We start from the raw sequence: 24,811 nt of genomic DNA on the forward strand, positions 1-24,811 counted from the left end.
AGGGCTTTGCTCTGTGGCCACCCTGCCTAGTACCGTGGGGGGCGATTGGTGACGGCACGCGTGACTGTGTCATCATCGGCACGCACCACTTGATCCGCGCTCGCGCGCGGAAGGGTTGTGCACGGAGGCGTCGCCTAGTCCGGTCTATGGCGCCGCACTGCTAATGCGGTTTGGGTCTTAAAGCCCATCGAGGGTTCAAATCCCTCCGCCTCCGCACCGTTTCGAAGCCCCGGCCCACCCGGCCGGGGCTTCGTCGTGTCCCTGGCCCCCTCATCCCCGCCGTATCCCTTGTTTTCGCAGGTCACAAAGGGTGAACCAAACGGATTTCACATGACGGCGGCGGTCATGTAATGTTCTTCCTGTCGCCGCGAGCGAGCCCAGCGGGCCCGGGAGCGGCGAGAAAACTGAAGACACAGGCACTCGTAGCTTAACGGATAGAGCATCTGACTACGGATCAGAAGGTTGCAGGTTCGAATCCTGCCGAGTGCACAGCAGGCCAGAGGCCCCGGAGAAATCCGGGGCCTCTGGTGTTGTGGTGCCGGTTGTTACGTCGGTTCTTCCGGACGCCGGCCACGACTCTCGGCGATGCGGAGAGCGTCTTCCGGGACCGTGCCCTGGGCCCTCGATGGGAACAGCGGCGCGTCGGGTTTGTCTCAGGAGGCGTTACGGCTCTCGGCTTCGGCCTGGGCTATGGCTTCGGCTTCGCTCTCGGCCAGGGCGAGCGTGACACCGAACGCCTGCGCGATGTGGCCGGCCGCCGACATGACGCGTGCTGTCCCTACCACGGGAGCGATTGCGACAAGGAGGTCCTGCAATTGCTCAACCGTGAAGTCAGCTTTGATCGCGGGGTTGATGTGGGCCAGGTAGGAGATCGCCGGTGCGTCCATGGCCACGAGTGCGGCGATGCGGGCATGGATGAGCGTTCGCTCGTCCATGTGGCAGCGCTCGACGGAGTCGATCGTCATGGCGGCGATCGTGTCGAGTACAGGAGTCTCAGATGCAGTAGCCATGGGTGGGCCGCCTTCTGGTTCCGTAGGGAGGTGAACCGCTCTCCGCTTGACTCGGAGATCCCCCTGCCCAGCAGTTGCTGCTCAAGCGTAGGCACCCTCAGGTGATGGCGCGCGTCGAGCCGGACAAGGGACCGAACGTGCTGATCTTGTGGTGGCTGCAGTTCATGCATCGTCTGTCCGTTTTCCCGATTGTGGAAGCGTCCGTGGCAGCTGGTGGCCCGGATGGCGGGCGGTGACTTCCCGCCGCAGGATGGTGGCGACTGCCCTGGGGCGTCCCCCATCCCTCGGGCGGCGGGATCTCGGAGCGCATCATGGACATGGAAAACCTCTGCTTGATCACGCAGCCTGTCCTCGGTCATGCCTCGCGCAGCGGGAACGCTGTGGACCGGTGGACCGAGCTGCGCCACGTCGGGACCTGACAGCAGCAGGCACGTGGTGGTCGCCTCCGGCCCTTGGTGGGCCTCCCCCAGGCGCTCGATCGGCTCCGGCGCGGGCGTGGGCATGGTGATCGCTGTGCTCGCGCTCACGAACGTGATCGACAACCGCTGGGCGCCGTCGTTCCATCTGCTGACCGCGGTACTGGTCAGCGCGCTGCTGCTGGGGGTGCTCTTCCGGGCCGGTGGCACTTGGGCGGACGCGGGACTGGACCCATCCGCGCTGGGGCGTGGTGTGCGCTGGGCGCTGGCGCTGATCGGGCTGGTCTGCGTCGTCTACCTGGCTGCGGCGCTGCTTCCGAGCACCCGCGGCCTTTTCGCCGACCAGCGCTACAGCGGGTTCACGGGCGGCCAGGTGGCACTCCGCATGGTGATCACCGTCCCTGTGGGTACGGTCCTGCTGGAGGAGGTTGCGTTCCGGGGAGTCCTGTACGGGTTGGTGGATCGTGCGCGTGGCGTCGTCTGGGCAACCCTCGTGTCCAGTGGGTTGTTCGGGTTGTGGCACATCCTGCCGTCGCTGGGCCTGGTGGCGGCGAAGTCCCGGCTGGTCCCGGTCTTCGGCCACTCCGCGCTCGGCTCCGTCGTCGCGGACGCGGGAGCGGTCCTGTTCACGGCGGCCGCGGGTGTGATCTTCTGCGAACTGCGTCGGCGCAGTGGCAGTCTGCTGGCGCCGATGGGCCTGCACTGGGCTGTCAACGCTCTGGGCTACCTGGTCGGATTCCTGTTGCGGTGAGAAGGGTGCCTGACCCCTGCCGGGGGCTCGGGTGTGTGGAGTCAGCCCTCGGCGGCAATGACCTCTTTCAGATGGGCGAGGTCCTGGGCGGTGACGTGGGCGGGCCGCATGACGGCGTTCCAGGCGTCTACGTATTCAGTGGTGTATTTGTGGCCGTGGCCGTCCGGGACGCCGGTGGAGAACGGAAGGTCGGCGGTGACCTGCCAGAAGGTCACGAAGGGGAGCCAGAGCATGCCCTTGAGCACGTCCTTTCCGTGCTGCTCGGTGAGCCAGTCCGGTGCGTTGAAGATGAGACGGGGGCTCCACCAGACGATCGGGTCGGAGGGGTGCATCAGGTAGAGGACCCGGGTGCCGTCCCAAGGCCGGTCCGCTGGGGGGATGCCCGTGGCTGGGTTGGTTGTGAAGCGTACGGTCCGGCCGTCTCGGTAGACCGGTTGGATCTCTGGGCTGCCGGGATCACGCTGGTCGCTGAACTGCCGGAACAGAGTGTTGAAATTGGGTGGCCCGGCGAACAGGGTGCCGGCGGTACGGATGCGCAGGTCGGCTTCTCCGCTGAAGGCGGCCTCGCTGCCGAACGATCCCAGGCTCTCCCCGGCGACGAACAGGCGGGGGCGCCGGCTCTGCGGCAGCTGCAGCCAGGCGTCGTAGACGGCGTCGAACAGGTCGCGACCCGCCGCCCGTGCCTTCGATTGGTCCACGAGGTAGGAGATCCACGACGGCAGGTAGGAGTACTGGATGGCCACGGTCGCCGAGTCGCCGCCGGCGAGGTACTCGAAAGAGTCCACCGCGGCGGGGTCGACCCAGCCGCTGCCCGTGGTCGTCACCACGAGCAGGTTCTTGCGCTGGAATCCGCCCGCGCGTTTCAAGTCGGCGACCGCCAGCGAGGCACGGGACTCGGTGCTGCCCGACGACGCCAGTCCGGCGTAGGCGCGGATCGGTTCCGCCGCAGGACGGTGGGTGAAGCCCGTGATGTCCGACGGCGAGGGGCCCGTTCCGGTGAAGCCGCGTCCTTGCAGTCCCAGGGAGTCCCACGGAACCAGCGAGCCCGGCCCTCCCGAGCGCAGGCTCGTGGTCGGCTGGTGCACCCCTTCCTGGGTCGTCGTGTTGCGCACCGAGAAAGCCTGATTGGCCAGGGCGACGCATCCGTCGAGGAGAAGACTGGTGACGATCAGATAGGCGAGACCGGTGACCAGGATCCAGCCGACCGCCCGAGCGGCCCGTGCCCCGACCCAGCGCTTGAGCAAGTCCGAGAGCCGGCGATAAATCCCGCGAACGCCACGCCCGGTCAGCAGGAGGAGGCAGAAGACCAGCACCGCGATGAAGGGCGACGCGACGGCGAGCGGAACACTGTAGTCCGTCACCCCCATCAGCCGGCGGATCTCGTACTGCCAGTACTGCCCGAACCCGAAGAAGACACCGAAAAGGATCGGCGCGCCGATGAAGAAGGCGGGCCAGGACCAGCGTCGCGCAGGCCGGGGCTCCCGGTCCGCGAAGGCGCGCCACACGCATGCGGCCAGTACGCCGAGCCCGTAGCCGATGGCCGCCGTGATTCCGCAGATCATCCCCTGGAGCAGACCCCCGCGCGGGAGCAGCGAAGGCGTGAAGGACAGACACCCCAGCACCACGGCGCCCCAGCTCCCGGGAAGGGTGGCGTACAGCAGCTTTCGGTGCCGCGCGGGCTGCGCCGGCCCTCCTGGGGTACCGCCCCCTGCCGTCAGACCCGCTCCGGCCTCACTCGCAGCGGGCGCTCCGGCCCCGTTCGGATGCTCCTGCGGCCCCCGTGTTCCGGACATGTGCGCACTCCCTTCGAGGACGTCATGCCGTGTTCAGCACAGTTCTGTCCGGCCTGCTGAGGCCTCGCCCACTGCGGGTGATTTCCGCGCACGACAGGTGCTTCGGTGCGGCCCGGCTTCCACGCATCTCGTTTCCCAGCCGGAGCGATCTCTTCCCAGTCGTGAGTGGCTTCCCGAAGTGCCGGGCAGGACCGGGGTCCGCCGGCACAAGCTCCCCCGAGCCGTGTGAGGCTTTTCCGGGACGACTCAATGCCGGGTTCTGGTGGCACCAGGACTCCGCGACGTCAGCCGGACGGCCGCAGCCCGGTTTTCTCCCCTCCGGGGAGTCGCCGTCAGGAGATCGGATTACTCAATGGGCGAGTGAACGCCGTCGAGCACGATCAGTGGCCGAAGAAGTGAAGGGCCTGGTCTCTGACCTGGGGCCGTGCCCTCGATCAACGCTGCGACCTGCGACTTAGCTGCCGTTGGTCGTCGTTGAGCGCCCTTTTACGGTCCCAGGACGGCCCGGATGGGCGTCTCATGATGCCGCTTCGGGTGAGAGGGCACAACGTGCGGTGGGGGCTCAACGCAGCATGCGGCCCATGATGGCCCCCAGGTGGATGATCACGCCGACTGCCACCAGCCATGACAGGAGGACCATGACGACGCCAATAGGGCCGAACTTTTGTTCGTTCGCCACGATCGTCGCTGAGAAGTAGCGGGCGGAGAACACCCCGAGGCCGGTCCAGCAGACGCTGGTGACCAGGGCTGGGAGGAACAGGGCACGCCATGCCACCGTACCGGCGAGCAAGATGTACAAGCTTCCCCACCAGAAGACGACCGCCCAGAGGAAGCCGATCAGGCTGGTCAGGAGCCACCCGCCGAACGCCCTGCCGAGCGCGGCCTGCGCGGCAGAGTAGGCGAGGAGCCCTGCAAGCCAGGCGAGCTGGGCCGCGGTGTTCCGCCACCCGCCTCCAAGGACGTTGAACAGCATCCGGTACCAGCTCTGGAGGGTGCCGGCCACGGCCATGGCTCCGAGCAGCAGCAGGACGGCGCTCGTCCCGGTGAGGGGGTACGACGTCGTTGCGGGGACAAACAGGGATGCCACGGCCTGTGCCGCCTGCTGGTTCAGCCCCAGCCAGCTGACGACGGCCATGGCGGCCCCGCGGCCTGCCGCCGCGGTGATGATGATCAGGAATGGAAAGAAGCACAAGAACGCGAGCGAGGCCAGTTGAAAGGAGTGCCCGAAGAAGTCGACCGCCGAGAGCCGACCCCACAGCAGGCCCACCCCGCTCCCCTCGAAACGGCGGCCGGCGGCCCGCCACTGCTGATCTGCACGCCACCATCGGCTGTGCCTTCGCCGGTGGGGTGCGTTACTGCCGTCGCCCATGCAATGAAGTGAACCTTGGTCGACCGGCCGTGTCACGGCAGAGAAGGGGCGAACGCACGTACCGGGGCAAGCGGAAGCGCTGTAGCTCGCCCAGCGGGCCTTCACCTCGGACCCGGACCGGGCGTCATGCTGACCCGTCGGTCAACGTCGTGCGGTCGAGCTTCCCAGAAGAGCGGCAAGGGGAGGTCTCGGGGCTGTCCCGCAGCGTGTCGAACCTCGGCTCCTCCTTCGGGACAGCCATCGCCGGCACCATCCTGGTGCCCGGACTGACCACGGGGACCCAGGCCGCAGCGGTGATCGCCCTGGTCGTCACAGGACTCGGCGGTACGCCTCCCCAGGCGGACCGGCCCCACCCCCGTGCACGTCCCGCACAGCACGGCACCGCAGGCACGTGCAGCCGCATCGCTTGCGTGCGGCTCATCCCCAGAGGGTGGTGGAGCCGCCTTGAACTGGTGGGAGAAGTGGCACCTCACAGGAGAGCTCTGTTCAGCCCGGTGTCCGGGACCGGTGAGGTTGATGCGCCGGCAGCGGGTTCGCTGAGGCTGCGACGGGCGCCGACACTTGACGGCGACGCCGTGGTTCCCATGTGACGGCAGCTCTGACGGCAACCGCAGCACACAGACGCGCGTGATCACGGAGGTCAGCGATCGAAGCCCAAGGCCGTGAACTGTCCTCATGGCGTGCTGCCCGATCCTACGGATCAGAAGGTCGCAGGTTCGAATCCCGCCGAGTGCACAGGAGGTCGAAGGCCCCGGAGAGATCCGGGGCCTTCGGCGTTTCCTTTGACGGCGGTGCCCGGCTGCACCGTGCCCGTTTCAGGGGGTGGCTGCCGGTGGGCGAGCCCGGTGCCCGGACAGGGGAGCCGGGGACCGCCTCATGCGGCGGACGACGGGATGTTCTGGTTGGCGTGGAAGAAGTTGTCCGGGTCGTAGGCGCGCTTGACCGTGGTGAGCCGGTCGTAGTTGCCGCGATACGTGGCCCGGACGCGCTCCGGGCCCTCCGCTTCTCCGAGGAAGTTGACGTACGAGCCGCCCATGGAGTGCGGGTGCAGGTCGGTCCAGTAGTCGACGCACCACTGCCGGATCAGGTCGGCGTTGGCCGGATCGGGGTCGATGCCGGCGATGATGCCGGACCACACGGCGTCCCGGTAGGCCCAGGAGGTCTCCTCGGGGCCGACTCGGTGGGCCGCCCCGTCCACGGGGTACAGGTGCATCGTCGACAGCCCGGTGGGGATGCCCTGGCCGTACCTCTCGTGCACCGCGACGGCGTCGTCGGAGATGCCGTCGAAGAAGTCGCCGCGCCAGTACCACTGCAGCCCCTTGGGCATCAGTTCGTCGAACATGCTCTGCAGGGCGGGGTAGGGCATGGGGGTGGTGAAGTGGAAGGCCGGCGGCGCCGGGTCGTTGACCACGGACAGCGTCTCCTCCAGGCGATCGGCCTCCAGATCGCCGGTGCAGCACCAGATCACGGCGCACATCTTCTGCCCGTGGATCGGTTCCGGGAAGGGCGGAGCGGGCGGGACCGCCAGGACCGCGAAGAAGCCGGTGAGGTCCTCCGGCGCGGCGGGCAGGAAGTCCCGGTACCACCGCAGCACCTCCGCCGCGCGGTCGATCGGCCACACGGTGACCGCGACGCCGACCGTGTGCACCGGGTGCAGCCGGTAGGTGAACGAGGTGACCACGCCGAAGTTGCCGCCGCCCCGCAGCCCCCAGAACAGATCCGGGTTCTCCTTCTCGGAGGCGGTGACGACGCTGCCGTCGGCCAGGACGACGTCCGCGGCGATCAGGCTGTCGATCGTCAGGCCGTACTTACGCGTCAGGTGGCCGTGCCCGCCGCCCAGCGTGAGACCGCCCACCCCCGTGGTCGACATGATCCCGGTCGGCATGCCGAGGCCGAAGGCGTGTGCCTCGTGGTCCACATCGCCCAGCAGGCTGCCGCCGCCCACCTGCGCGGTTTCGGTGTCCGGGTCGACCCGCACCCAGCGCATCGGGGACAGGTCGAGAGTCAGCCCGTCGTCGATCAGGCACAGCCCCGGCCCGCTGTGCCCGCCACCGCGTACCGCGACGTCGACGCCGGTCTCCTGGGCGAAGGCGAGGCCGGCCCGCACGTCCGCCGCCCCGAGGCACTGGACGATGACGGCCGGACGCCGGTCGATCATGGCGTTGTAGAGGCTGCGGGTCTTGTCGTACTCCGCGTCCTGCGGCGTGACGACACGTCCCCGCAAGGCCGCGCGCAGACTGTCGAGGGCAGGTGCGTCGATGCCACTCATGGTGGAACGTCCCTTGGACTTGGACGGGGAGGGATCGCGGAGCCGGATGGCCGGGGCCGCACGAAGTCGCCGGTTCGGCCGGCGTTCGTCCAGGGGCCCGGGAATCGAATCCGCCGCTGTGCCCAGTGTGACGCCGGGGACTGTGACGCGCGACATGTCGGTGTCCGGTGTCCGGCACTCGGCGTGCGGTCGTTGGTGTTCGGCTGTCGGCTGTCGGCTGTCGGCTGTCGGTGCGAGGGGCCGTCCGGTTGGTCGGTGACGGGGGCGACCGATGTCAGGGGCTGCTGCGGTGGCTGCTTTCGCGGCGCAGGAACGCCGTGCGGAGCTGGCGGCTCAGGGCCGTGGCCGCCGCGGTGAGGAAGATGAAGGTGTAGAGGATCTGGAGCATGGCGACCAGGCGGGCCGTCTGGCCGTGCGGGGTGATGTCGCCGTAGCCGATGGTGGCGAGGGTGACCAGGGTGAAGTAGAGGGAGTCCAGGCGGGTGCTGAGGCCGATGAATTCACCGGGGTGCTGGGCCAGGGCCTGGTAGGCCGTCGCGAAGACCAGGATGGTCAGGCACATCAGCAGGGGGATGACCAGTCCGGGACGGGCGTGCGGACGGTCGAGGAGGACATGGGCGATCTGCTGGAGCAGCAGGGCGGCTATGAGTGCCAGGGCCAGGACGAAGAAGGTCCAGCTCAGGGCGGGGCGCTGTGGGCCCAGGCCGTCGAGGGGGAGCAGGAAGTAGGCGGTGACCATGATGGTCGCGCCGACCGCCTGGACGAACCAGGACCACGGGGTGCCCCGTGGTGTGAAGGGCTTGCGGCCGCTGTTCATGGGGGTGCCGGGGATCGGCGGGAGTGAAGGGTGTCCGGTGTCCGGTGTTCTAGGTGCGGCTCGGCTCGTCGCGTGGTGCGCACAGGGCCCAGATGACGAATCCGTAGACGACCATGAGGGTGATCGACCAGACCGGTGCGTAGGGCAGCCACACGAAGTTGGCGATCATGCCCAGTCCGGCCAGTACGACACCCGTGACGCGGGCCCAGGTCGCCCCGCTGAACAGGGCGATCCCTGCGGCCAGTGCGAGGGCGCCGAGGATCAGATGGATCCAGCCCCAGCCGGTCAGGCTGAACGCGTAGGTGAAGTTGGGGGTGGTGACGAAGATGTCGTCCTTGGCGATGGCGGCGATCCCCTCGAAGATCGCCATGATTCCGCCGAAGGTCATCAGCACTGCCGCGGCCGCGGTCCAGCCCATCGCCCAGGTGCTGCGCGGTGCCCATTCGGTTCGGTGGTGCGTTCCGCCGACGTTGCTGGCCATGTGTTCGCCCTTTCGGTCGTCCCCGAGCGGTACGGCCCCTTCTCCAGGTTTGCACCGGGCAGGGCGGGCGGCACCTCGGTGGGCGGTGGGGCGCCTGCCGCCGTCGATGTCAGTGGTCGGCCCTACGCTCGTGAGAGATGGCACGGACATGGAAGTGCTCGGGACTGCGCTGGTCGGCGGAGGGTCCCGTGCTGGAGTGGGAGGGCGGTCGGCGCACCGCGCTGACCTGGGGGAAACGGGTGGCCTTCGGGGTCGAGGAAGGGGGCGTGCGGACATGCGTGGGGGCACGGGGACACGCGTGCCCGCTCGGCGTGGTGGTGCCGGGGCGGAGTACGGGGGCGCGCTGCGAGGAGTGCGCGCGGCTGGACCGGGCGCACTCCGTGGCCGCCGACACCCTCGCGGACGATCCGCGGCCGTACCGCGTGTACCTGGCGTGGTTCGGTCCGGGGATGGCCAAGGTCGGGATCACCGGGGTGGAGCGGGGATCGGCGCGGCTGCTGGAGCAGGGGGCGGTCTGCTTCAGCTGGCTGGGGAGCGGGCCGCTGATGGCGGCGCGGCGCACCGAGGAACTGCTGCGCGCCGCGCTCCGCGTGCCCGACCGGATTCCGTACGCCGACAAGCGGGCGGTGCGGGCGGTGCTTCCGGGCACGGCGGCGGAGCGGGCGGCGGAGCTCGCGGAACTGCATGCGAAGGCGGTCGCCCTGACCGGGTGGCCCGAGTCGCTCGACCGTGCGCCCTTCCGGCCCGTCGATCATGTGCGGGTGTTCGGGCCGGCAGGGGTGCCGGCCGCCGCGGGGGAGGTGAGCGAGCTGGTCGCCGGGGGTGCGGCGAGCGGGGAGCTGGTGGCCGCCGCGGGGCCGGATCTGCATCTGGCGACGGGGAGCGGGAGCGGGAGCGTCGACGGGAGCGGGGTCGTGGTGCTGGACACGCGGTTGCTGACCGGGTGGGGGCTGGTGCCGGGCGCGGGGCGGGGGTTCGACCTGCCGGTGAGGGCGCTGAGGGGGGCGGCCGGTGAGGGGGCGGGGGTGCAGGACGGGCTGTTCTGATGCCGGCCCGGCTCCGTACCGGGCCTGCGGGCTCGGCCGGTCCGTCGGACTGTCCGGTGCTGTTCGGCGTCGTCCGGTCTCCGGTTCGTTCTTCCTGCAGGGGAGTGGACCCGGGACGCGGTCAGGGGTGATCGTGGCAGCATGAGTGATCACCCCACGGCACCGGCGTCAGCGCCGGAAGCGGCCCCGGAACGGGGACCGGTACCGGCTTCGGAATCCGTAGCGGAATCCGCCGAGGTGCGGCGGTTCTGGGAGGGGCTCGGGCTTCCCGGACTCGTCGACGTGCACACGCACTTCATGCCGGAGCGGGTGCTGCGCAAGGTGTGGGCCTACTTCGACGCACTCGGACCGCTGACCGGCGGGGTCGAGTGGCCGATCACCTACCGGCAGGAGGAGAGCGAACGGGCCCGGCTGCTGCGGGAGTTCGGGGTCCGCGCCTTCACGGCCATGCTGTATCCGCACAAGCCCGGCATGGCAGGGTGGCTGAACGGCTGGGCGGTCGACTTCGCCCGCCGTACGCCCGACTGTCTGCACACCGCCACGCTCTTCCCCGAGCCCGACGCCGAGGCGCAGGTCCGGGAGGCCGTCGAAGCGGGGGCACGGGTCTTCAAGGCGCATGTGCAGGTGGGGGCGTACGACCCGGCCGACCCGTTGCTGGACGGGGCCTGGGGCGTGCTCGCCGAGGCGGGCGTCCCGGTGGTGGTCCACTGCGGTTCGGGGCCGGCGCCCGGCAAGCACACCGGGCCCGAGCCGATCGCGCGGGTACTGGCCCGGCATCCCCGGCTGCGGCTGATCGTGGCGCACCTCGGGATGCCCGAGTACGAGGACTTCCTCGACCTCGCCGCGCGCTACGAGGAGGTGCGGCTGGACACCACCATGGCGTTCACCGACTTCACCGAGCGCATGGTGCCGTTCCCCCGGCGGGCCCTGCCCCGGCTGGCCGACCTCGGCGACCGGATCCTGCTCGGCACGGATTTCCCCAACATCCCGTATCCGTACGTCCACCAGCTCCACGCCCTGGAGCGGCTCGGGCTCGGGCAGGCCTGGCTGCGGGCGGTGTGCCACGACAACGGTGCCCGGCTCTTCGGCCTGGGCGCGAGCGGGGAGTCGTCGGCCTCCTGAGGCCCCGTACCTCCCGGGGCCGGGAACGGGAACGGGGAACCGGGAACCGGGAACGGGGAACGGGGAACCGGAGTTTCTCAGGGAAATCACAGACTTCCGCAAGGGCGCTCTCAGAGGTCCCCGCGACGGTGTGGAGCATGACCACGACCTCGCCCCAGGGGCGCGCCGAACTGCTGAGGACGGACGGGAGTCCCGTCCGGGTGCTTGTGGTGGACGACGAGCAGTCGGTCACCGCACTGCTGTCCATGGCCCTGCGCTACGAGGGCTGGCAGATCCGCAGCGCGGGGGACGGCCAGGGCGCCGTCCGTGCCGCGCGCGAGTTCCGGCCCGATGCCGTCATCCTGGACATGACGCTCCCGGACGTGGACGGGCTGTCCACGCTCGGGCGGCTGCGCCGCGAGCGGCCGGACGTCCCCGTCCTCTTCCTCACCGCCAAGGACGCCGCCGAGGACCGGGTCGCGGGCCTGACCGCGGGCGGCGACGACTGCGTGACCAAGCCGTTCGGCCTGGAGGAGGTCGTCGCGCGGCTGCGCGGGCTGATCCGGCGCTCCGGCGCGGCCGACCGCCGGCCGGAGTCCGTGCTGATGGTCGGCGACCTCACCCTCGACGAGGACAGCCACGACGTCACCCGGGGCGGGAAGCACATCCACCTCACCGCCACCGAGTTCGAACTGCTGCGCTTCCTGATGCGCAACCCGCGGCGCGTGCTCAGCAAGGCACAGATCCTCGACCGGGTCTGGTCCTACGACTTCGGCGGGAAGGCCAACGTCGTCGAGCTGTACATCTCGTATCTGCGCCGGAAGATCGACGCGGGCCGGGAGCCGATGATCCACACCCGGCGCGGCGCCGGGTACCTGATCAAGCCCGCGGTCGTGTGAGCGGACGGCGACGACCGCGCCCGCGCACCCCGGGGACGCGGCGCGTCGTCGGTTCCGTGCGTCAAGAGCGGTGGCCGGCACCGTGACCCCGCGCGCTTCGGCCGGACTCGGACCGCCCGACTGTACGCCGTATAAGGGGTGTTCTACGGTGTACGGCATGACGACGTCCCCGTCCCCCCAGGAGCAGACCCCCGACCGGGTCGCGGACGACCGGGTGCCGCGCACCCAGGGGCACCCCCGGCGCTGGCTGATCCTCGGTGTCATCTGTCTCGCGCAGCTCACCGTGCTGCTCGACAACACCGTCCTGAACGTGGCGATCCCCTCGCTCACCCGAGAGATGGACGCGTCGACCGCCGACATCCAGTGGATGATCAACGCGTACTCGCTCGTGCAGTCGGGTCTGCTGCTCAGCGCGGGCAACGCCGCGGACCGCTACGGCCGGAAGAAGATGCTGGCCACGGGCCTGGTCCTGTTCGGCGCCGGTTCGCTGGTGGCCGGACTGGCCGATTCGTCGGGCCAGTTGATCGCGGCGCGGGCCGGAATGGGGATCGGCGGCGCCCTGTTGCTCACCACCACGCTGGCCGTGGCGATGCAGATCTTCCCGCCCGAGGAGCAGACCAGGGCCATCGGCATCTGGAGCGCGGTCAACGCGCTCGGCTTCGCCACCGGCCCGCTCCTCGGCGGCTTCATGCTGAACCACTTCTGGTGGGGCGCGATCTTCCTGATCAACCTGCCGATCGCGGCGCTCGGCCTGGTCGCCGTCGTGGCGCTCGTCCCGGAATCGAAGAACCCGGAGGGCGAGCGGCCCGACCTGCTCGGCGCGCTGCTCTCCACCGTCGGCATGGCGGCCCTGGTGTACGCGATCATCTCCGGGCCCGAGCACGGCTGGACCTCGGCCCGCGTCCTGATGACCGCGCTCAGCGCCGTCGCCGTTCTCGGCGTCTTCGCCTGCTGGGAGAGCCGGATCCCGTACCCCATGCTCGACCTGAACTTCTTCGGGAACCGCCGGTTCACGGGCGCGGTCGCCGGGGCGACGCTGATCACCTTCGGCATGGGCGGCGCGCTGTTCCTGCTCACCCAGCATCTGCAGTTCGTGCTCGGCTACGGACCCCTGGAGGCCGGCCTGCGGACGGCTCCGCTGGCCCTGGCCGTCGTCGCGCTCAACTTCACCGGACTGGCCGCGAGGGCGACGGCGAGCATGGGTGTGCCGGTCTCCATCGCCCTGGGCATGACGCTGATGTCCGGCGGGCTGGTGTCCATCGCCACCCTCACCGCACACGGCTACCCGGGCACCCTGCTGGGACTGGTCCTGATCGGGGTGGGCACCGCGATCGCCAACCCGGTCATGGCCCACGCGATCATGAGTTCCATCCCCCAGGAGAAGGCGGGCGTCGGGGCCGGGATCAACGGCACGCTCGCCGAGTTCGGCAACGGTCTGGGGGTCGCCGTACTGGGCGCGGTGCTGGGCGCCCGTTTCGCCGCGCTGATCCCGGTGGAGGCCGGCTCGCTCCCGGCGGCGCTGGCCGCGGCGGACTCGGCGAGTGAACGGGGCCGTGTCACCGAGGCGTTCTCCTCAGGACTGGAGACCAGCCAGCTGGTGGGGGCGTCGGCCGTGCTGCTCGGCGGGCTGCTGGCGGCGGCGCTGCTGCACCGGGCGGGCAGGGCGGACGCGGGGGCGAAGGCCGGACAGGACCCCGCGTGTGCGGGGCCCTGCGGGGACCCGGACAGGACCTAGCATGAAACGGCTTCGGAAAGTCGAGGAAGGTGCGCCATGGCGAGGGCAGCCCAGCGGTCCGGGGGCTCGGCACGCCCCAGCGTCTGGCTGACGGACAGGGCCCGGCACGGCGGACGCGGCGGCGGACAGCCGTCGGGGCTGGACCGGGAGCGGATCACGGAGGCCGCCGTGCGGCTGCTGGACGCCGAGGGCCTGGACAAGTTCTCCATGCGGCGGCTCGCGGCCGAGCTGAACGTCACGGCGATGTCCGTCTACTGGTACGTCGACACCAAGGACGACCTGCTCGAACTCGCCTTGGACACGGCCTACGAGGGTCTCGCCCTGCCCGCCCCGGACGCCGACGAGGACTGGCGCGACCAGGTGCGCGCGCTGGCCGGGGAGTACCGGGCCATGCTGGTGCGCCACCCCTGGCTGTCGCCGCTGGCCGGGAGGTTCCTCAACATCGGGCCCCGATCGCTGTCGTTCTCCGGGGCCGTGCAGCAGGTCATCCGCAGGACGGGGCTGCCGGCGCACGGCATCACCGGTGCCATCTCGGCCGTCTTCCAGTTCGTGTACGGATACGGCACGATCGAGAGCCACTTCCACACCCGGGTCGCCGCGACCGGGATGACCCCCGACGCATACCACCGGCACGCCATGACCGAGGTGGCGCGGTGGCCGGGTGCCGCCGGGGTCATCGAGGAGTCGACGAAGGCCATGGAGGCCCGGGGCGGCGACACGGTCGAGGAGATGATGGAGCGGGACTTCGCCTTCGCCCTGGACCTGCTGGTGGCGGGTATCGAGGTGATGGTGGCGCGGAGCCGGGACTGACCCGCCTCCGCGCTCTCCCCTCGTGCTCCCGGCTCCTTACTGCTCGCCCTGCTCGCCCTGCTTCCCTTCGACCAGCCGCGCCGGGAATCCGCCCGTCGCCACCGGCCCCCACCGCTCGGGGGTGATCCGGATGACCGACTTGCCCTGCTTGACCATGGCCGCCCGGTACTCGTCCCAGTCGGGGTGTTCCCCGGCGATGTTCCGGTAGTACTCCACCAGCGGCTCCACCGACTCGGGCAGGTCCACGACCTCGGCCGTGCCGTCGATCTGCACCCAGGGCCCGTTCCACTCGTCGCTGAGGACGATCAGGCTCACCCGGCTGTCCCTCTTGGCGTTGCGCGTCTTGGCGCGTTCCGGGTAGGTGGAGACCACGATCCGGCCCGAGTCGTCGACCCCGCAGGTCAGCGGGGAGCCCTGGGGACCGCCGTCGGCCCGCCGGGTCAGCAGGATCGCGCGGTGCCGGGGGCGTACGAAGTCCAGCAACTCGTCGAGCGAGACACGGGTGTTCGTCGCGATGTTCGGTGCCATGGGGGCAGCCTAGGCGGATTCGGGGTCCGGGGAGCGGCGCGACTCCGGGCCGGGGGCCTCGACCGTCGCCGCCGTGGTCGGAGCCGTCCCCGGTCCCGTCGCCGCCGCGGTCGTCGCCGGTACCCGGGCCTCGACGGCCTGGGTCAGCGCGCCCGTGGTCCGCAGCGGGACCTCCTTGATGAACAGGGTCACCAGGAAGGCGAGGAACGCGACCGGGGCGACGTACAGGAAGATGTCGGCGATGCCGTGTCCGTAGGCGCTCTCCAGCCAGGTGCGGATGCCCGCGGGCAGCAGGTCCATGTCCGGCAGTTCACCGGAGCCGAGTGCCTTGGCGGCACCGGCCTGCTCCTGCGGGCTCAGCGTGCCGATGGTCTCCTCGGCGTAGTGGCTGATCCGGGTCGTCATCACGGAGCCGAGCACCGAGACGCCCACCGCGCCGCCGAGCGACCGGAAGAAGGTGACGACCGAACTGGCGGCACCGAGGTCGCTCGGGGCGACCTGGTTCTGGGTGGCCAGCACCAGGTTCTGCATCATCATGCCGACGCCGAGGCCCATGAGCGCCATGAAGACGCCGATGTGCCAGTACGGGGTGTCGTAGCGCATGGTGCCGAGCAGTCCCAGGCCGGCGGTCAGCAGCGCACCGCCGGAGACCAGCCAGGCCTTCCACTTGCCGGTCCGGGTGATGATCAGACCGGAGACGGTCGAGGACACGAACAGGCCGGCGATCATCGGGATGGTCAGGACGCCCGACATGGTCGGGGACTCGTTCCGCGCCAGCTGGAAGTACTGACTGAAGAAGATGGTGCCGGCGAACATCCCGATACCGACGAACAGCGAGGCGACCGAGGCCAGCGTGATGGTGCTGTTGCGGAACAGCCGCAGCGGGATGATCGGCTCGGAGGCCTTCGTCTCGGTGAAGAGGAAGACCAGGGTGAGCAGGAACGCGCCCCCGAGCATCACGTACGTCTGCCAGGACAGCCAGGCGAACCTGTTGTCCGCGAAGGTGACCCAGATCAGCAGCAGGCTGACGGCCGCGGTGATGAAGAAGGCGCCGGCCCAGTCGACCTTCACCTTGCGCCTGGTCTCCGGCAGGTGCAGCGTCTTCTGCAGGACGACCAGGGCGATCAGCGCGAACGGCACACCGACGTACAGGCACCAGCGCCAGCCGAGCCAGGAGGTGTCGGTGATCACGCCGCCGACCAGCGGGCCGCCCACGGTCGCGACCGCGAAGACCGCGCCCAGGTAGCCGGAGTAACGGCCGCGTTCCCGGGGGGAGATCATCGCGGCCATGATGATCTGGGCCAGCGCGGTCAGCCCGCCGGCGCCCAGCCCCTGGACGACCCGGGCCCCGATCAGCATGCCGGAGTTCTGCGCCATGCCGGCGAACACGGAGCCCAGGAGGAAGATCACCAGGGCCAGCTGGACCAGCACCTTCTTGCTGACCAGGTCGGCCAGCTTGCCCCACAGGGGGGTGGACGCCGTCATCGACAGCAGCGCGGCCGTCACGACCCAGGTGTAGGCGCTCTGGCCGCCGCCGAGGTCGGTGATGATCTGAGGCAGGGCGTTGGAGACGATGGTGGAGGACAGGATCGCGGCGAACATGCCGAGCAGCAGGCCCGACAGTGCCTCCAGGATCTGCCGGTGGGTCATCGGGGCAGTGCTGTCCGTGGAGCCTCCCCCGTGCTTGGCATGATCCCGCACACCGGTCGGTGTGGTCGTTGCCATGGGCTTCCTTCTCTTAGACGTGCGCGGGCGTGTACGTGGTCTCCGCGGGGCCGGGAGGCGGCGTCGCACGGGGCGTGGGGCGGCAGTCACCGAAGCTGTCCCTGAGCCGGGCCATGAGCTGGGTGAGCTGTCCGATCTCCTCTTCGGACCAGTGGTCCAGGCGCTCGGCGAGCAGGTGCGTGGTCTGCCGGAACAGCTCGTCGAGCCGGGCGTGGCCCGCCGGGGTGACACGCAGGATGCGGGAGCGCTTGTCGGCCGGGTCGGGGGAGCGCTCGATCCACCCGCGCTCGACCAGATGGGCGACGTGGCGGCTGGTGACCGACAGATCGAGGACGAGCAGCTCGGCGAGCCTGCTCATGTGCATGTCGCCGTGGCGGCCGAGTGCCGTCAGCACGGCGGCGGAGCCGCTGTGACAGTCGGCCGGCATGTTCCGGCGGAGCTCCCGCTTCACCGCGCTGAAAGCACTGAGCTGCCGTACGAGCTCCTCGTACTGCGCCTGCCCGGCCATCACACCTCCCATTTGTTGCTTAGGGCAACGATAGAAGTGGATGGTTGCCACAGACAAGTAAAACGGGGGTCGGGCGCCTTAAAACTTGGCAAAGGCAAGTATTGCGAATCGTAAACCTGCAGGTGAGTGCCCTGTCGCCGCGTGCTCAGGAGCGGGCGTCCCCCGCCCGAGGCCGGGCCGGCCGACGGCGGACGCGGTCAGGCGCGTTATGTACGCCCCCACTTGGGGCCCGCGTCGGCAATTCGCTAGTGTCTCGGGCCATGGCTAACTCCCAGGCCCCCCAGGGCAACCACGACCCCGCCGGCAGCACGCAGATGTTCCGCGCGTTCGTCGACGACGCCCCTCAGGGGCAGCAGGCCGCCGCGACGAGCGGTGGCGGTCCGCGTATCGGCCTGATCATCGGTGTCGTCGCCGTGGTGGCGATCGTCGCGGCGGTGGCCTGGCTGGCACTGACCTGACGACCGGACACGCGGAGGCCGCCGTCACGCCCGCGAGGGGCGTTCCGGCGGCCAGAGGTCCGCGTTCCCGGGGCTGAGGCTCCGGGACGGCGCGGCGGCGGTCGCCGACGCGCCGCCGACCGGTGGCTCAGCCGTGCTCAGTCGTACTCAGTCCGAGATGAGGCCCTCACGCAGCTGGCCCAGGGTCCGGGTGAGCAGCCGGGAGACGTGCATCTGGGAGATGCCGACCTCCTCGCCGATCTGCGACTGGGTCATGTTGGCGAAGAACCGCAGCATGATGATCCGCCGCTCGCGCGGCGGCAGCTTGGCGAGCAGCGGCTTGAGCGACTCCCGGTACTCCACGCCCTCCAGTGCCGTGTCCTCGTAGCCGAGGCGGTCCGCGAGGGAGCCCTCGCCGCCGTCGTCCTCGGGGGCCGGGGAGTCCAGTGAGGACGCCGTGTACGCGTTGCCGACCGCGAGGCCGTCGACGACGTCCTCCTCCGACACGCCCAGCACCGCGGCGAGTTCGGGAACCGTCGGGGAGCGGTCGAGCTTCTGGGAGAGCTCGTCGCCGGCCTTCGTGAGCGCCAGGCGCAGCTCCTGCAGCCGGCGCGGCACCCGTACCGACCACGACGTGTCGCGGAAGAACCGCTTGATCTCGCCGACCACCGTCGGCATCGCGAACGTCGGGAACTCCACGCCCCGCTCGCAGTCGAAGCGGTCGATCGCCTTGATCAGCCCGATGGTGCCGACCTGGACGATGTCCTCCATCGGCTCGTTGCGCGAGCGGAAGCGCGCTGCGGCGTACCGCACCAGCGGGAGGTTGAGTTCGATCAGGGTGTCCCGGACGTAGCCGCGCTCCGGGCTGTCCTCGTCGAGTGCGGCGAGCCGCAGGAACAGGGAGCGGGACAGGGTGCGGGTGTCGATGGCCGCCGTGTCCGGAAGCTGTGGAGCGGGCGCGGCCGCGAGGGCCGGGACGTCATCGATGGGGCCGAGTGAGTCGAGAGCATTGGGAGCTGTCTCGCTCTCCGCGAGCGTGAGCACCTTCGAGCTGCCCTGGTCTGCGGACATGCCACCCCCTTTGGGTCGCGGGACGGTCGGGGCGAACGTTCCCGTCCGAGGAACGCAGCCCTCACCTGAATACCGGAGCCGGAGCCTCGGCAAACGCGCTTCCCGCAGAATGTCACATGTCGGCAACGCGCTGTAGTGACATGTCGACATCCGAGTGACGAACCAGCCCTGAAAACAAGGGAACTGGCGGTGTTTCAGCCTGGAAGCGACCGGATGGGCACTAGTGAGCGATTGTCCCCTTTGGGGTTACGCGTCGATCCTGTTCGCGGACCGCAGCCGCTGAAAGCTGCGCGCGAGCAGCCGGGACACGTGCATCTGCGAGACGCCGAGCTCCACACTGATCTGCGACTGGGTGAGATTGCTGTAGTACCGCAGCAGCAGGATCCGCTGCTCCCGCTCGGGCAGTTGGACGAGCAGGTGCCGGACGAGGTCGCGGTGCTCGACGCCGTCCAGCGCCGGATCCTCGTAGCCGAGCCGGTCCAGCAGGCCGGGGAGTCCGTCGCCCTCCTGTGCGGCCTCGAGGGAGGCCGCGTGGTACGACCGCCCGGCCTCGATGCAGGAGAGCACGTCCTCCTCGCTGATGCGCAGCCGTTCGGCGATCTCGGCGGTCGTCGGGGAGCGTCCGAAGGCGGTCGTGAGGTCCTCGGTGGCGCTGTTGACCTGCACCCACAACTCGTGCAGCCGGCGCGGCACGTGGACGGTGCGGACGTTGTCGCGGAAGTACCGCTTGATCTCGCCGATCACCGTGGGCATCGCGAAGGTCGGGAACTGCACGCCCCGCTCCGGGTCGAAGCGGTCGATGGCGTTGATGAGCCCGATGGTGCCGACCTGGATCACGTCCTCCATCGGCTCGTTGCGGGAGCGGAAGCGGGCGGCGGCGTAGCGCACGAGCGGCAGGTTGGCCTCGATGAGCGCCGTGCGCACCCGGGTGTGCTCCGGCGTGCCCGGCTCGAGATCCTTGAGCTGGGCGAACAGCACCTGGGTCAGGGCCCGGGTGTCGGCACCGCGACGCTTGGCTGGCGACAGTGCGGGCGCGGGCGGGGCTGCGGGGGGCTGCGTGGAGGGGGGAGTCGGGTTCGGGGCCGGGGCGGTCGAGTCCGGGGACTGAGCCGGAGCCGGGGTCAGGGCGGACACCTGGTCCTGGGGCGGCGCAGTACTGGCCGACACGGTCAACGCCACCTCTTCATCGGTCGACTCATCCGTCAAAAGCGGTCATAGCATCACAAGACATGCTCACTGTGTGCAAGCACCGCATATTCCGTGTTGAGGGGCGGTTCATTCCCAAGGGCGCGCAAAAGCCCTCCACCGTCATGGTGGAGGGCTTTCGGGGCGGAGGCTCAGAACGCGTAGTCGGCGATCACCCACGTGGCGAACTCGCGCCACAGCCCGACGCCCGCCTGATGCTTCGGGTGCTCCACGTACCGGCTCAGCGCCTCGGCGTCCTCGAACGCCGAGTTGATGGCGAAGTCGTAGGCGATGGGCCGGTCGCTGATGTTCCAGGCGCACTCCCAGAAACGGATCTCCGGGATCTCGCCGTCGAGCGAACGGAACGCCTCCACGCCCCGCACGACGCGCGGATCGTCGCGCTCGACGCCCTCGTTCAGCTTGAAGAGGACCAGGTGGCGGATCATCAGCCTCCTCCGTTCGCGATCCAGGTCATGAAGTCACCGACGGCGTTCGCGGCGTCGGAGACGCCCTCGAACGCTATCCGGACGTAGTCGACCGCCTTGTCGGTGTCCGTGATGATCACATACAGCGCGAAGACCGCGAGGACATAGACGGCGATCCTCTTCGCGTTCACCGCCATCGCGGCCCTCCCCCTGTCACTGTGGTGCACCGGCGTCACCCGTACGCGCCGAGCGGGCCCATGATCGCACGAAGGGCCCCGTCTGACGACGGGGCCCTTCACCGGCGGTAGCGGTGGGATTTGAACCCACGGTGACTTGCGCCACACTCGCTTTCGAGGCGAGCTCCTTCGGCCGCTCGGACACGCTACCGAGGGAGACCTTACAGCACGGGGCGCGATGGTTTGAAATCGGTATTCAACGGTTCCGGAAGAACGCCGTGAGCAGGTCGGCGCACTCCTCGGCGAGCACTCCCTCGACGACTTCCGGCCGGTGGTTGAGCCGCCGGTCGCGGACGACGTCCCAGAGGGAGCCGACCGCGCCGGCCTTCTCGTCCCGGGCGCCGTAGACGACCCGGTCCACCCGCGACTGCTGGATCGCGCCCGCGCACATCGTGCACGGCTCCAGCGTCACCACGAGGGTGCAGCCGGCCAGCCGCCACTCCCCCAGCTTCGCGGCGGCCCGCCTCAGGGCGAGCAGTTCCGCGTGGGCCGTGGGGTCGGGGCCGGCCTCGCGCTCGTTGTGCCCGGAGGCCAGCACGGTGCTGCCGTCCGGTGCCAGCACGACCGCGCCGACGGGCACGTCCCCGCCCCGGACGGCCAGTTCGGCCTCGTCCAGGGCGAGCCGCATCGCGGCCCGCCAGGGGTCGCGCACCGGGTCGGTCGGGCGGGTGTTCCCGGTCAGCGGACGGTCTCCAGGACCTCGGAGACACCCAGGACCTCGGCGATCTCGCCGAGCGCGTCCCCGGACAGCGAGCGCAGCTCCTTCTCGCTCACGCCCAGGTCGTCCAGGACCCGGGCGTCGCCGACCGGCCCGTGCGGCACGGGCTCGCCGGAGCCGGAGTCCGCGACGGCCTCGTCGGCGCTGTCAGCGTCGTCGGCGTCCGGTTCACCGTCCTCCGTGCCGTCGAGGTCGAGGGCGTCCAGGTCGGGGCCGTCGTCGCCGGGCTGCCGGCCGAGCAGTTCGTCGGTGAGCAGGATCTCGCCGTAACTGCTGCGGGCGGCGGCCGCGGCGTCGGACACGTAGATGCGAGGGTCCTCCTCGCCGTCCACGCGGACGACGCCGAACCAGCCGTCCTCCTGCTCGATCAGTACGAGCACCGTGTCCTCGTCGGGTGCGGCCTGCCGGGCCAGGTCGGCCAGATCCGACAGGGTCTCCACATCGTCGAGTTCCGTGTCGCTCGCTTCCCACCCGTCTTCGGTGCGCGCGAGCAGTGCGGCGAAGTACACCGTGACTCTCCCACTGGTCTTAGGTGTGCCGGTCGGGGGTCCCCCCGGCGGAGGTTGCGGACGGGGACTGCTCTTCGAGCCCGCCCCCGCCCACTCGGAATCGTGGCAGAAACAAGGCCGTCAGGGGATGTCTTCGGCCCCCTGTGTCCGGCAGTTTTGCACCCACGCCGCCGAGGTGTTCCCGCAGGGAACCCGCCGACGTGCTCGCCCTCGCCATACGCGGATCGTACGCGGCTCTGCCCGTCCAGCCCGTAGGGCCACCGCGGTAAACACCCGCATGCATCGTGCGCTTCCCGCACCCGGCTCACCCGTTCGGTGCCGTGCCCACCGGGGGGCCTGGCGGGGGATCCCCTGCGGGGGCGCTACCAGCGGAAGGAGCGCATGCGCATCGCGTGCCGCAGCCGGGCCGCCTTGGCGCGGCGCGGCTGGACCCGGTTGCGCAGTTCCTTGGCCTCGGCGAGTTCGCGCAGGAACCGGGCACGGCGCTGCCGCCGCTCGGCCTCCGTCTCGTCCGCCCCGGGCGGGCCGGTCATGCCGGGTACCCCGGACACCCCGGACACCCCGGACACGTGGGACCCCTCCGATCCGCCGGCCGTACCGGTCATGCCGGATGCGCCGGATACGCCGCGCGTGCTGCCGGCTGCCCCGCCGCTTCCGCGCGTGTCGGATGTACCGGGTGCCCCGGGTGCCCCGGGTGCCCCGGGCGTTCCGGATGGTCCGGTTGTCCTGCGTGTCGACGGCTCGTCTCGGGAATCCCGCTCAGGCATTGCTTCATCACCCCAGTCCGTCCCTCCCACTTTCCCCCGGACAGGCGGTTTGACGCCAGCGAAGGAGTGGTGGCGGGCCGAAGGGCTTGCCCCCACGGGGAACAGGGCCCGGCTCGGCCCGGTTAATGTGGGGACATGCGTCTCCACGTCGTCGACCACCCCTTGGTCGCACACAAGCTCACCACGCTGCGCGACCAGCGCACCGACTCCGCGACCTTCCGCCGCCTCGCCGACGAGCTGGTCACCCTGCTCGCCTACGAGGCCACGCGTGACGTGCGCACCGAGCAGGTCGACATCCGGACGCCGGTGCAGCCGACCACGGGTGTCAAGCTGTCCCACCCGCGCCCGCTGGTGGTGCCGATCCTGCGGGCCGGTCTCGGCATGCTGGACGGCATGGTCCGGCTGCTGCCGACCGCCGAGGTGGGTTTCCTCGGCATGATCCGCGACGAGGAGACGTTGCAGGCGGCGACGTACGCCAGCCGGATGCCGGAGGACCTGTCCGGCCGCCAGGTGTACGTCCTGGACCCGATGCTCGCCACCGGCGGCACGCTGGTCGCCGCGATCCAGGAGCTGATCAAGCGGGGCGCGGACGACGTGACCGCCGTGGTGCTGCTGGCCGCGCCGGAGGGCGTCGAGGTCATGGAGCGCGAGCTGGCCGGCACCCCGGTGACCGTCGTGACCGCGTCGGTCGACGAGCGCCTCAACGAGCACGGCTACATCGTGCCGGGCCTCGGCGACGCGGGGGACCGGATGTACGGGGCGGCTGAATAGCCGGACAGCCGAATCCAGACCGGGCGGTGGCCCGGTGGCACGCGTGGACCCTCGTCGGTACGCGCGTGGGTCCCTGCACCGCGGCCGTCCGGGAGCCGCTGCTCCCGTGCGGCCGCCGCGGTTTCAGCAGCTCTTCTTCGCGGTGGGCGTCGGCTTGGGGGCGGTCAGTGCGGTCAGGGCCCGGTCGGCGTCCGCTGTCGCCGTCAGCCGGGTGAAGCCGTCGCCGATGATGAGGTCGAGCTCGCCGCCCTTGCGGGAGGCCTCGGTACGGCGTTCGGCGTCGGTGAGCTGAGCGCCGAGCACCGGCAGCGAGGACGTGAGCGCGGACGTGGGTCCGAGCAGCACACCGGTGCCCTTGACCTTCTTGTCGTACTTCTCGGTCGCGTTGCCGATGTCGCCGATCTTGAAGCCGCGCTTCTTCAGCTCGTCGGCGGTCTTCTGGGCCAGGCCGCTGCGGGTCGTGGCGTTGAGGACGTTGACCGTGATCCGGCCGGGTTCGGGGAGCGCGGTGCTGCGGGCGGGGCTCGGGCTCGGCGAGGGGCTCGCCTTGGGGACGCAGCCCGCCTTGACGCCGACGGCGGAGGCGGGGTTTCCGTCGCCGGTGAAGACGTCGAAGAGCTGCAGTGTGCCCCAGCCCGCCACGCCGAGCACCGCGACGGACGCGGTGGTCAGGGCGACGAGCCTGCCGCGGCGACGGGGTCGGCGCATCCGCGGGTACCTGTCACCCCGGATCCGGTACTGGCCGCCCATGCCGGGAGGAGTCAGCATGCTCATGGGCGCAGCGTAGTGCGCTCCGACGGTAATGCCTACCAGATGATCATCGGATGCCGCACAGTCCAACCCGAAAGGGCCAAAGCGGGCTCGGCCAGGTTTCATCCGGGAACGCGGGCGGGTCGAGCGCGGGCGGGTCGACCGGGGGAAGCCGAAGGGGCCCGGCGGCACACCGCGGGCTTCCGGGCCGGGGCCGGCTCCGTACGGACGGACCGGCGGGGATCCCCTCCGGCTGGAGTCCGGGGAGGGTCAGTTCAGCTCGAGGACGCGGGCGTGCAGGACCTGGCGCTGCTGGAGCGCCGCCCGCACCGCGCGGTGCAGTCCGTCCTCCAGGTAGAGGTCGCCCTGCCACTTCACGACGTGCGCGAAGAGGTCGCCGTAGAAGGTCGAGTCCTCGGCGAGGAGGGTCTCGAGGTCGAGTTGCTGCTTCGTCGTGACGAGCTGATCGAGGCGGACCGGGCGCGGCGCGACGTCCGCCCACTGCCGGGTGCTTTCCCGGCCGTGGTCGGGGTACGGCCGGCCGTTTCCGATGCGCTTGAAGATCACACGGAAAGCCTACCGGTCGAGACGTTCCGGGCGCAGCCTCACGGCTCGGACACGTGGGCAAGTCCGGGCGGGTCATGGTCGATTTCCGTCAAAGGGGGTGGGTGTGGCCGGGTTGCC

The 24,811-nt window shown here is 70.2% G+C and carries 26 protein-coding genes, 3 tRNA genes and 1 pseudogene; 11 read left to right on the top strand and 19 right to left on the bottom strand.

From position 1 onward, the window contains the following. Window positions 1-123 precede the first annotated feature (123 nt). Window positions 124-214, top strand: a tRNA-Ser gene (locus ACTWJ9_RS16975). 202 nt (window positions 215-416) lie between these two features. Beyond that, window positions 417-489, top strand: a tRNA-Arg gene (locus ACTWJ9_RS16980). A gap of 164 nt (window positions 490-653) precedes the next feature. Here the strand turns inward: ACTWJ9_RS16980 and ACTWJ9_RS16985 are convergent. Then, window positions 654-1,010, bottom strand: coding sequence for a carboxymuconolactone decarboxylase (locus ACTWJ9_RS16985; RefSeq protein WP_279335096.1), 357 nt, complete (start codon window positions 1,008-1,010; stop codon window positions 654-656). A 104-nt stretch (window positions 1,011-1,114) separates the two neighbouring features. On the opposite strand from ACTWJ9_RS16985, the gene ACTWJ9_RS16990 reads away from it, so the two are divergent. Continuing rightward, the gene (locus tag ACTWJ9_RS16990; RefSeq protein WP_279335097.1) at window positions 1,115-1,246 is read left to right on the top strand and encodes a hypothetical protein; all 132 of its coding nucleotides are present in this window, start codon (window positions 1,115-1,117) and stop codon (window positions 1,244-1,246) included. A gap of 196 nt (window positions 1,247-1,442) precedes the next feature. After that, the gene (locus ACTWJ9_RS16995) at window positions 1,443-2,177 is read left to right on the top strand and encodes a CPBP family intramembrane glutamic endopeptidase (RefSeq protein ID WP_279335098.1); all 735 of its coding nucleotides are present in this window, start codon (window positions 1,443-1,445) and stop codon (window positions 2,175-2,177) included. Window positions 2,178-2,218: 41 nt separating this feature from the next. Here the strand turns inward: ACTWJ9_RS16995 and ACTWJ9_RS17000 are convergent, their stop codons facing one another. From ACTWJ9_RS17000 to ACTWJ9_RS17020, 5 genes are all read right to left on the bottom strand, one after another. Further along, window positions 2,219-3,970, bottom strand: a complete 1,752-nt coding sequence (locus tag ACTWJ9_RS17000) for an alpha/beta hydrolase (protein ID WP_387036512.1) — start codon at window positions 3,968-3,970, stop codon at window positions 2,219-2,221. A gap of 562 nt (window positions 3,971-4,532) precedes the next feature. Next, entirely contained in the window at window positions 4,533-5,339 is an 807-nt protein-coding gene (locus ACTWJ9_RS17005) for a ribonuclease BN (RefSeq protein ID WP_443294385.1), read from the bottom strand. An 874-nt stretch (window positions 5,340-6,213) separates the two neighbouring features. Beyond that, window positions 6,214-7,608, bottom strand: coding sequence for an FAD-binding oxidoreductase (locus tag ACTWJ9_RS17010; RefSeq protein WP_443294386.1), 1,395 nt, complete (start codon window positions 7,606-7,608; stop codon window positions 6,214-6,216). 274 nt (window positions 7,609-7,882) lie between these two features. Next, complete coding sequence (locus ACTWJ9_RS17015; RefSeq protein WP_387036515.1) at window positions 7,883-8,425, bottom strand: potassium channel family protein; 543 nt, start codon at window positions 8,423-8,425, stop codon at window positions 7,883-7,885. 49 nt (window positions 8,426-8,474) lie between these two features. Next, window positions 8,475-8,906 (bottom strand): DUF7144 family membrane protein, encoded by a 432-nt coding sequence (locus tag ACTWJ9_RS17020; RefSeq protein WP_279335102.1) that lies wholly within the window; start codon window positions 8,904-8,906, stop codon window positions 8,475-8,477. 137 nt (window positions 8,907-9,043) lie between these two features. Between ACTWJ9_RS17020 and ACTWJ9_RS17025 the strand changes: the two genes are divergently transcribed. The 5 genes from ACTWJ9_RS17025 (at window position 9,044) to ACTWJ9_RS17045 (ending at window position 14,497) form a co-directional block, all read left to right on the top strand. Continuing rightward, window positions 9,044-9,952 (top strand): DUF2797 domain-containing protein, encoded by a 909-nt coding sequence (locus ACTWJ9_RS17025; RefSeq protein ID WP_279335103.1) that lies wholly within the window; start codon window positions 9,044-9,046, stop codon window positions 9,950-9,952. A gap of 141 nt (window positions 9,953-10,093) precedes the next feature. Continuing rightward, complete coding sequence (locus ACTWJ9_RS17030) at window positions 10,094-11,074, top strand: amidohydrolase family protein (RefSeq protein WP_279335104.1); 981 nt, start codon at window positions 10,094-10,096, stop codon at window positions 11,072-11,074. A 137-nt stretch (window positions 11,075-11,211) separates the two neighbouring features. Continuing rightward, entirely contained in the window at window positions 11,212-11,952 is a 741-nt protein-coding gene (locus tag ACTWJ9_RS17035) for a response regulator transcription factor (RefSeq protein WP_387036517.1), read from the top strand. A gap of 157 nt (window positions 11,953-12,109) precedes the next feature. Continuing rightward, window positions 12,110-13,687: an MFS transporter gene (locus ACTWJ9_RS17040; RefSeq protein ID WP_387036519.1), complete on the top strand. Its 1,578-nt coding sequence runs from the start codon at window positions 12,110-12,112 to the stop codon at window positions 13,685-13,687. Window positions 13,688-13,723: 36 nt separating this feature from the next. Further along, complete coding sequence (locus ACTWJ9_RS17045; RefSeq protein WP_279335107.1) at window positions 13,724-14,497, top strand: TetR/AcrR family transcriptional regulator; 774 nt, start codon at window positions 13,724-13,726, stop codon at window positions 14,495-14,497. Window positions 14,498-14,533: 36 nt separating this feature from the next. Here ACTWJ9_RS17045 and ACTWJ9_RS17050 read toward each other — a convergent pair whose 3' ends face one another. From ACTWJ9_RS17050 to ACTWJ9_RS17060, 3 genes and pseudogenes are all read right to left on the bottom strand, one after another. Further along, a complete protein-coding gene (locus ACTWJ9_RS17050; RefSeq protein WP_279335108.1) occupies window positions 14,534-15,025 on the bottom strand; it encodes a PPOX class F420-dependent oxidoreductase in 492 nt (163 codons plus the stop codon). 51 nt (window positions 15,026-15,076) lie between these two features. Then, window positions 15,077-16,750 (bottom strand): annotated as a pseudogene (locus ACTWJ9_RS17055) (MDR family MFS transporter); the annotation flags it as partial. Window positions 16,751-16,763: 13 nt separating this feature from the next. Beyond that, complete coding sequence (locus ACTWJ9_RS17060; RefSeq protein ID WP_279335109.1) at window positions 16,764-17,258, bottom strand: MarR family winged helix-turn-helix transcriptional regulator; 495 nt, start codon at window positions 17,256-17,258, stop codon at window positions 16,764-16,766. Window positions 17,259-17,518: 260 nt separating this feature from the next. Between ACTWJ9_RS17060 and ACTWJ9_RS17065 the strand changes: the two genes are divergently transcribed. After that, complete coding sequence (locus ACTWJ9_RS17065; protein WP_279335110.1) at window positions 17,519-17,716, top strand: hypothetical protein; 198 nt, start codon at window positions 17,519-17,521, stop codon at window positions 17,714-17,716. Window positions 17,717-17,863: 147 nt separating this feature from the next. Here ACTWJ9_RS17065 and ACTWJ9_RS17070 read toward each other — a convergent pair whose 3' ends face one another. The 8 genes from ACTWJ9_RS17070 to ACTWJ9_RS17105 all read right to left on the bottom strand — a co-directional run bounded on the left by ACTWJ9_RS17070 (window position 17,864) and on the right by ACTWJ9_RS17105 (window position 22,372). Next, window positions 17,864-18,766 (bottom strand): RNA polymerase sigma factor SigF, encoded by a 903-nt coding sequence (locus ACTWJ9_RS17070; protein WP_279335111.1) that lies wholly within the window; start codon window positions 18,764-18,766, stop codon window positions 17,864-17,866. A gap of 246 nt (window positions 18,767-19,012) precedes the next feature. Next, entirely contained in the window at window positions 19,013-19,933 is a 921-nt protein-coding gene (locus tag ACTWJ9_RS17075; protein WP_279335112.1) for an RNA polymerase sigma factor SigF, read from the bottom strand. Window positions 19,934-20,103: 170 nt separating this feature from the next. After that, window positions 20,104-20,397, bottom strand: coding sequence for a Dabb family protein (locus ACTWJ9_RS17080; RefSeq protein WP_279335113.1), 294 nt, complete (start codon window positions 20,395-20,397; stop codon window positions 20,104-20,106). Continuing rightward, window positions 20,397-20,573, bottom strand: a complete 177-nt coding sequence (locus ACTWJ9_RS17085) for a hypothetical protein (RefSeq protein ID WP_443294387.1) — start codon at window positions 20,571-20,573, stop codon at window positions 20,397-20,399. Before ACTWJ9_RS17085 ends, ACTWJ9_RS17080 begins: the two co-directional genes overlap by 1 nt. Window positions 20,574-20,678: 105 nt before the next feature. Then, window positions 20,679-20,763 (bottom strand) — tRNA-Ser (locus ACTWJ9_RS17090). Between the two features lie 45 nt (window positions 20,764-20,808). Further along, on the bottom strand, window positions 20,809-21,240 hold the full coding sequence (gene tadA, locus ACTWJ9_RS17095; RefSeq protein WP_109376666.1) for a tRNA adenosine(34) deaminase TadA: 432 nt from the start codon (window positions 21,238-21,240) through the stop codon (window positions 20,809-20,811). Window positions 21,241-21,290: 50 nt separating this feature from the next. Continuing rightward, window positions 21,291-21,839 carry a tRNA adenosine deaminase-associated protein gene (locus tag ACTWJ9_RS17100; RefSeq protein ID WP_279335115.1) on the bottom strand — a complete coding sequence of 183 codons (549 nt, stop codon included), beginning with the start codon at window positions 21,837-21,839 and terminating at the stop codon, window positions 21,291-21,293. 362 nt (window positions 21,840-22,201) lie between these two features. Then, window positions 22,202-22,372 carry a hypothetical protein gene (locus tag ACTWJ9_RS17105; RefSeq protein WP_279335116.1) on the bottom strand — a complete coding sequence of 57 codons (171 nt, stop codon included), beginning with the start codon at window positions 22,370-22,372 and terminating at the stop codon, window positions 22,202-22,204. Window positions 22,373-22,741: 369 nt separating this feature from the next. Here ACTWJ9_RS17105 and upp point away from each other — a divergent pair, with 369 nt between their 5' ends. Next, entirely contained in the window at window positions 22,742-23,377 is a 636-nt protein-coding gene (upp, locus tag ACTWJ9_RS17110) for a uracil phosphoribosyltransferase (RefSeq protein WP_279335117.1), read from the top strand. Window positions 23,378-23,500: 123 nt separating this feature from the next. On the opposite strand, the gene ACTWJ9_RS17115 is transcribed toward upp, so the two are convergent. Then, window positions 23,501-24,127: a LytR C-terminal domain-containing protein gene (locus tag ACTWJ9_RS17115; protein ID WP_279337994.1), complete on the bottom strand. Its 627-nt coding sequence runs from the start codon at window positions 24,125-24,127 to the stop codon at window positions 23,501-23,503. A gap of 270 nt (window positions 24,128-24,397) precedes the next feature. After that, complete coding sequence (locus tag ACTWJ9_RS17120; protein ID WP_279335118.1) at window positions 24,398-24,694, bottom strand: type II toxin-antitoxin system VapB family antitoxin; 297 nt, start codon at window positions 24,692-24,694, stop codon at window positions 24,398-24,400. Between the last annotated feature and the right edge of the window lie 117 nt (window positions 24,695-24,811).

The sequence above is a fragment of the Streptomyces sp. GDS52 genome, assembly GCF_052246875.1.
Lineage (GTDB): Bacteria > Actinomycetota > Actinomycetes > Streptomycetales > Streptomycetaceae > Streptomyces > Streptomyces cathayae.

Coding starts and splice junctions, on each gene's coding strand:
- ACTWJ9_RS17085 (WP_443294387.1), bottom strand. CDS start 20,573: ATGGCGGTGAACGCGAAGAGGATCGCCGTCTATGTCCTCGCGGTCTTC.
- ACTWJ9_RS17005 (WP_443294385.1), bottom strand. CDS start 5,339: ATGGGCGACGGCAGTAACGCACCCCACCGGCGAAGGCACAGCCGATGG.
- ACTWJ9_RS17050 (WP_279335108.1), bottom strand. CDS start 15,025: ATGGCACCGAACATCGCGACGAACACCCGTGTCTCGCTCGACGAGTTG.
- ACTWJ9_RS17010 (WP_443294386.1), bottom strand. CDS start 7,608: ATGAGTGGCATCGACGCACCTGCCCTCGACAGTCTGCGCGCGGCCTTG.
- ACTWJ9_RS17105 (WP_279335116.1), bottom strand. CDS start 22,372: ATGACCGGCCCGCCCGGGGCGGACGAGACGGAGGCCGAGCGGCGGCAG.
- ACTWJ9_RS17115 (WP_279337994.1), bottom strand. CDS start 24,127: ATGGGCGGCCAGTACCGGATCCGGGGTGACAGGTACCCGCGGATGCGC.
- ACTWJ9_RS17035 (WP_387036517.1), top strand. CDS start 11,212: ATGACCACGACCTCGCCCCAGGGGCGCGCCGAACTGCTGAGGACGGAC.
- ACTWJ9_RS17020 (WP_279335102.1), bottom strand. CDS start 8,906: ATGGCCAGCAACGTCGGCGGAACGCACCACCGAACCGAATGGGCACCG.
- ACTWJ9_RS17045 (WP_279335107.1), top strand. CDS start 13,724: ATGGCGAGGGCAGCCCAGCGGTCCGGGGGCTCGGCACGCCCCAGCGTC.
- ACTWJ9_RS17060 (WP_279335109.1), bottom strand. CDS start 17,258: ATGGCCGGGCAGGCGCAGTACGAGGAGCTCGTACGGCAGCTCAGTGCT.
- tadA (WP_109376666.1), bottom strand. CDS start 21,240: ATGCGGCTCGCCCTGGACGAGGCCGAACTGGCCGTCCGGGGCGGGGAC.
- ACTWJ9_RS16990 (WP_279335097.1), top strand. CDS start 1,115: ATGGCGCGCGTCGAGCCGGACAAGGGACCGAACGTGCTGATCTTGTGG.
- ACTWJ9_RS17070 (WP_279335111.1), bottom strand. CDS start 18,766: ATGTCCGCAGACCAGGGCAGCTCGAAGGTGCTCACGCTCGCGGAGAGC.
- ACTWJ9_RS17080 (WP_279335113.1), bottom strand. CDS start 20,397: ATGATCCGCCACCTGGTCCTCTTCAAGCTGAACGAGGGCGTCGAGCGC.
- ACTWJ9_RS16985 (WP_279335096.1), bottom strand. CDS start 1,010: ATGGCTACTGCATCTGAGACTCCTGTACTCGACACGATCGCCGCCATG.
- ACTWJ9_RS17065 (WP_279335110.1), top strand. CDS start 17,519: ATGGCTAACTCCCAGGCCCCCCAGGGCAACCACGACCCCGCCGGCAGC.
- ACTWJ9_RS17025 (WP_279335103.1), top strand. CDS start 9,044: ATGGCACGGACATGGAAGTGCTCGGGACTGCGCTGGTCGGCGGAGGGT.
- ACTWJ9_RS17040 (WP_387036519.1), top strand. CDS start 12,110: ATGACGACGTCCCCGTCCCCCCAGGAGCAGACCCCCGACCGGGTCGCG.
- ACTWJ9_RS17000 (WP_387036512.1), bottom strand. CDS start 3,970: ATGTCCGGAACACGGGGGCCGCAGGAGCATCCGAACGGGGCCGGAGCG.
- upp (WP_279335117.1), top strand. CDS start 22,742: ATGCGTCTCCACGTCGTCGACCACCCCTTGGTCGCACACAAGCTCACC.
- ACTWJ9_RS17015 (WP_387036515.1), bottom strand. CDS start 8,425: ATGAACAGCGGCCGCAAGCCCTTCACACCACGGGGCACCCCGTGGTCC.
- ACTWJ9_RS17030 (WP_279335104.1), top strand. CDS start 10,094: ATGAGTGATCACCCCACGGCACCGGCGTCAGCGCCGGAAGCGGCCCCG.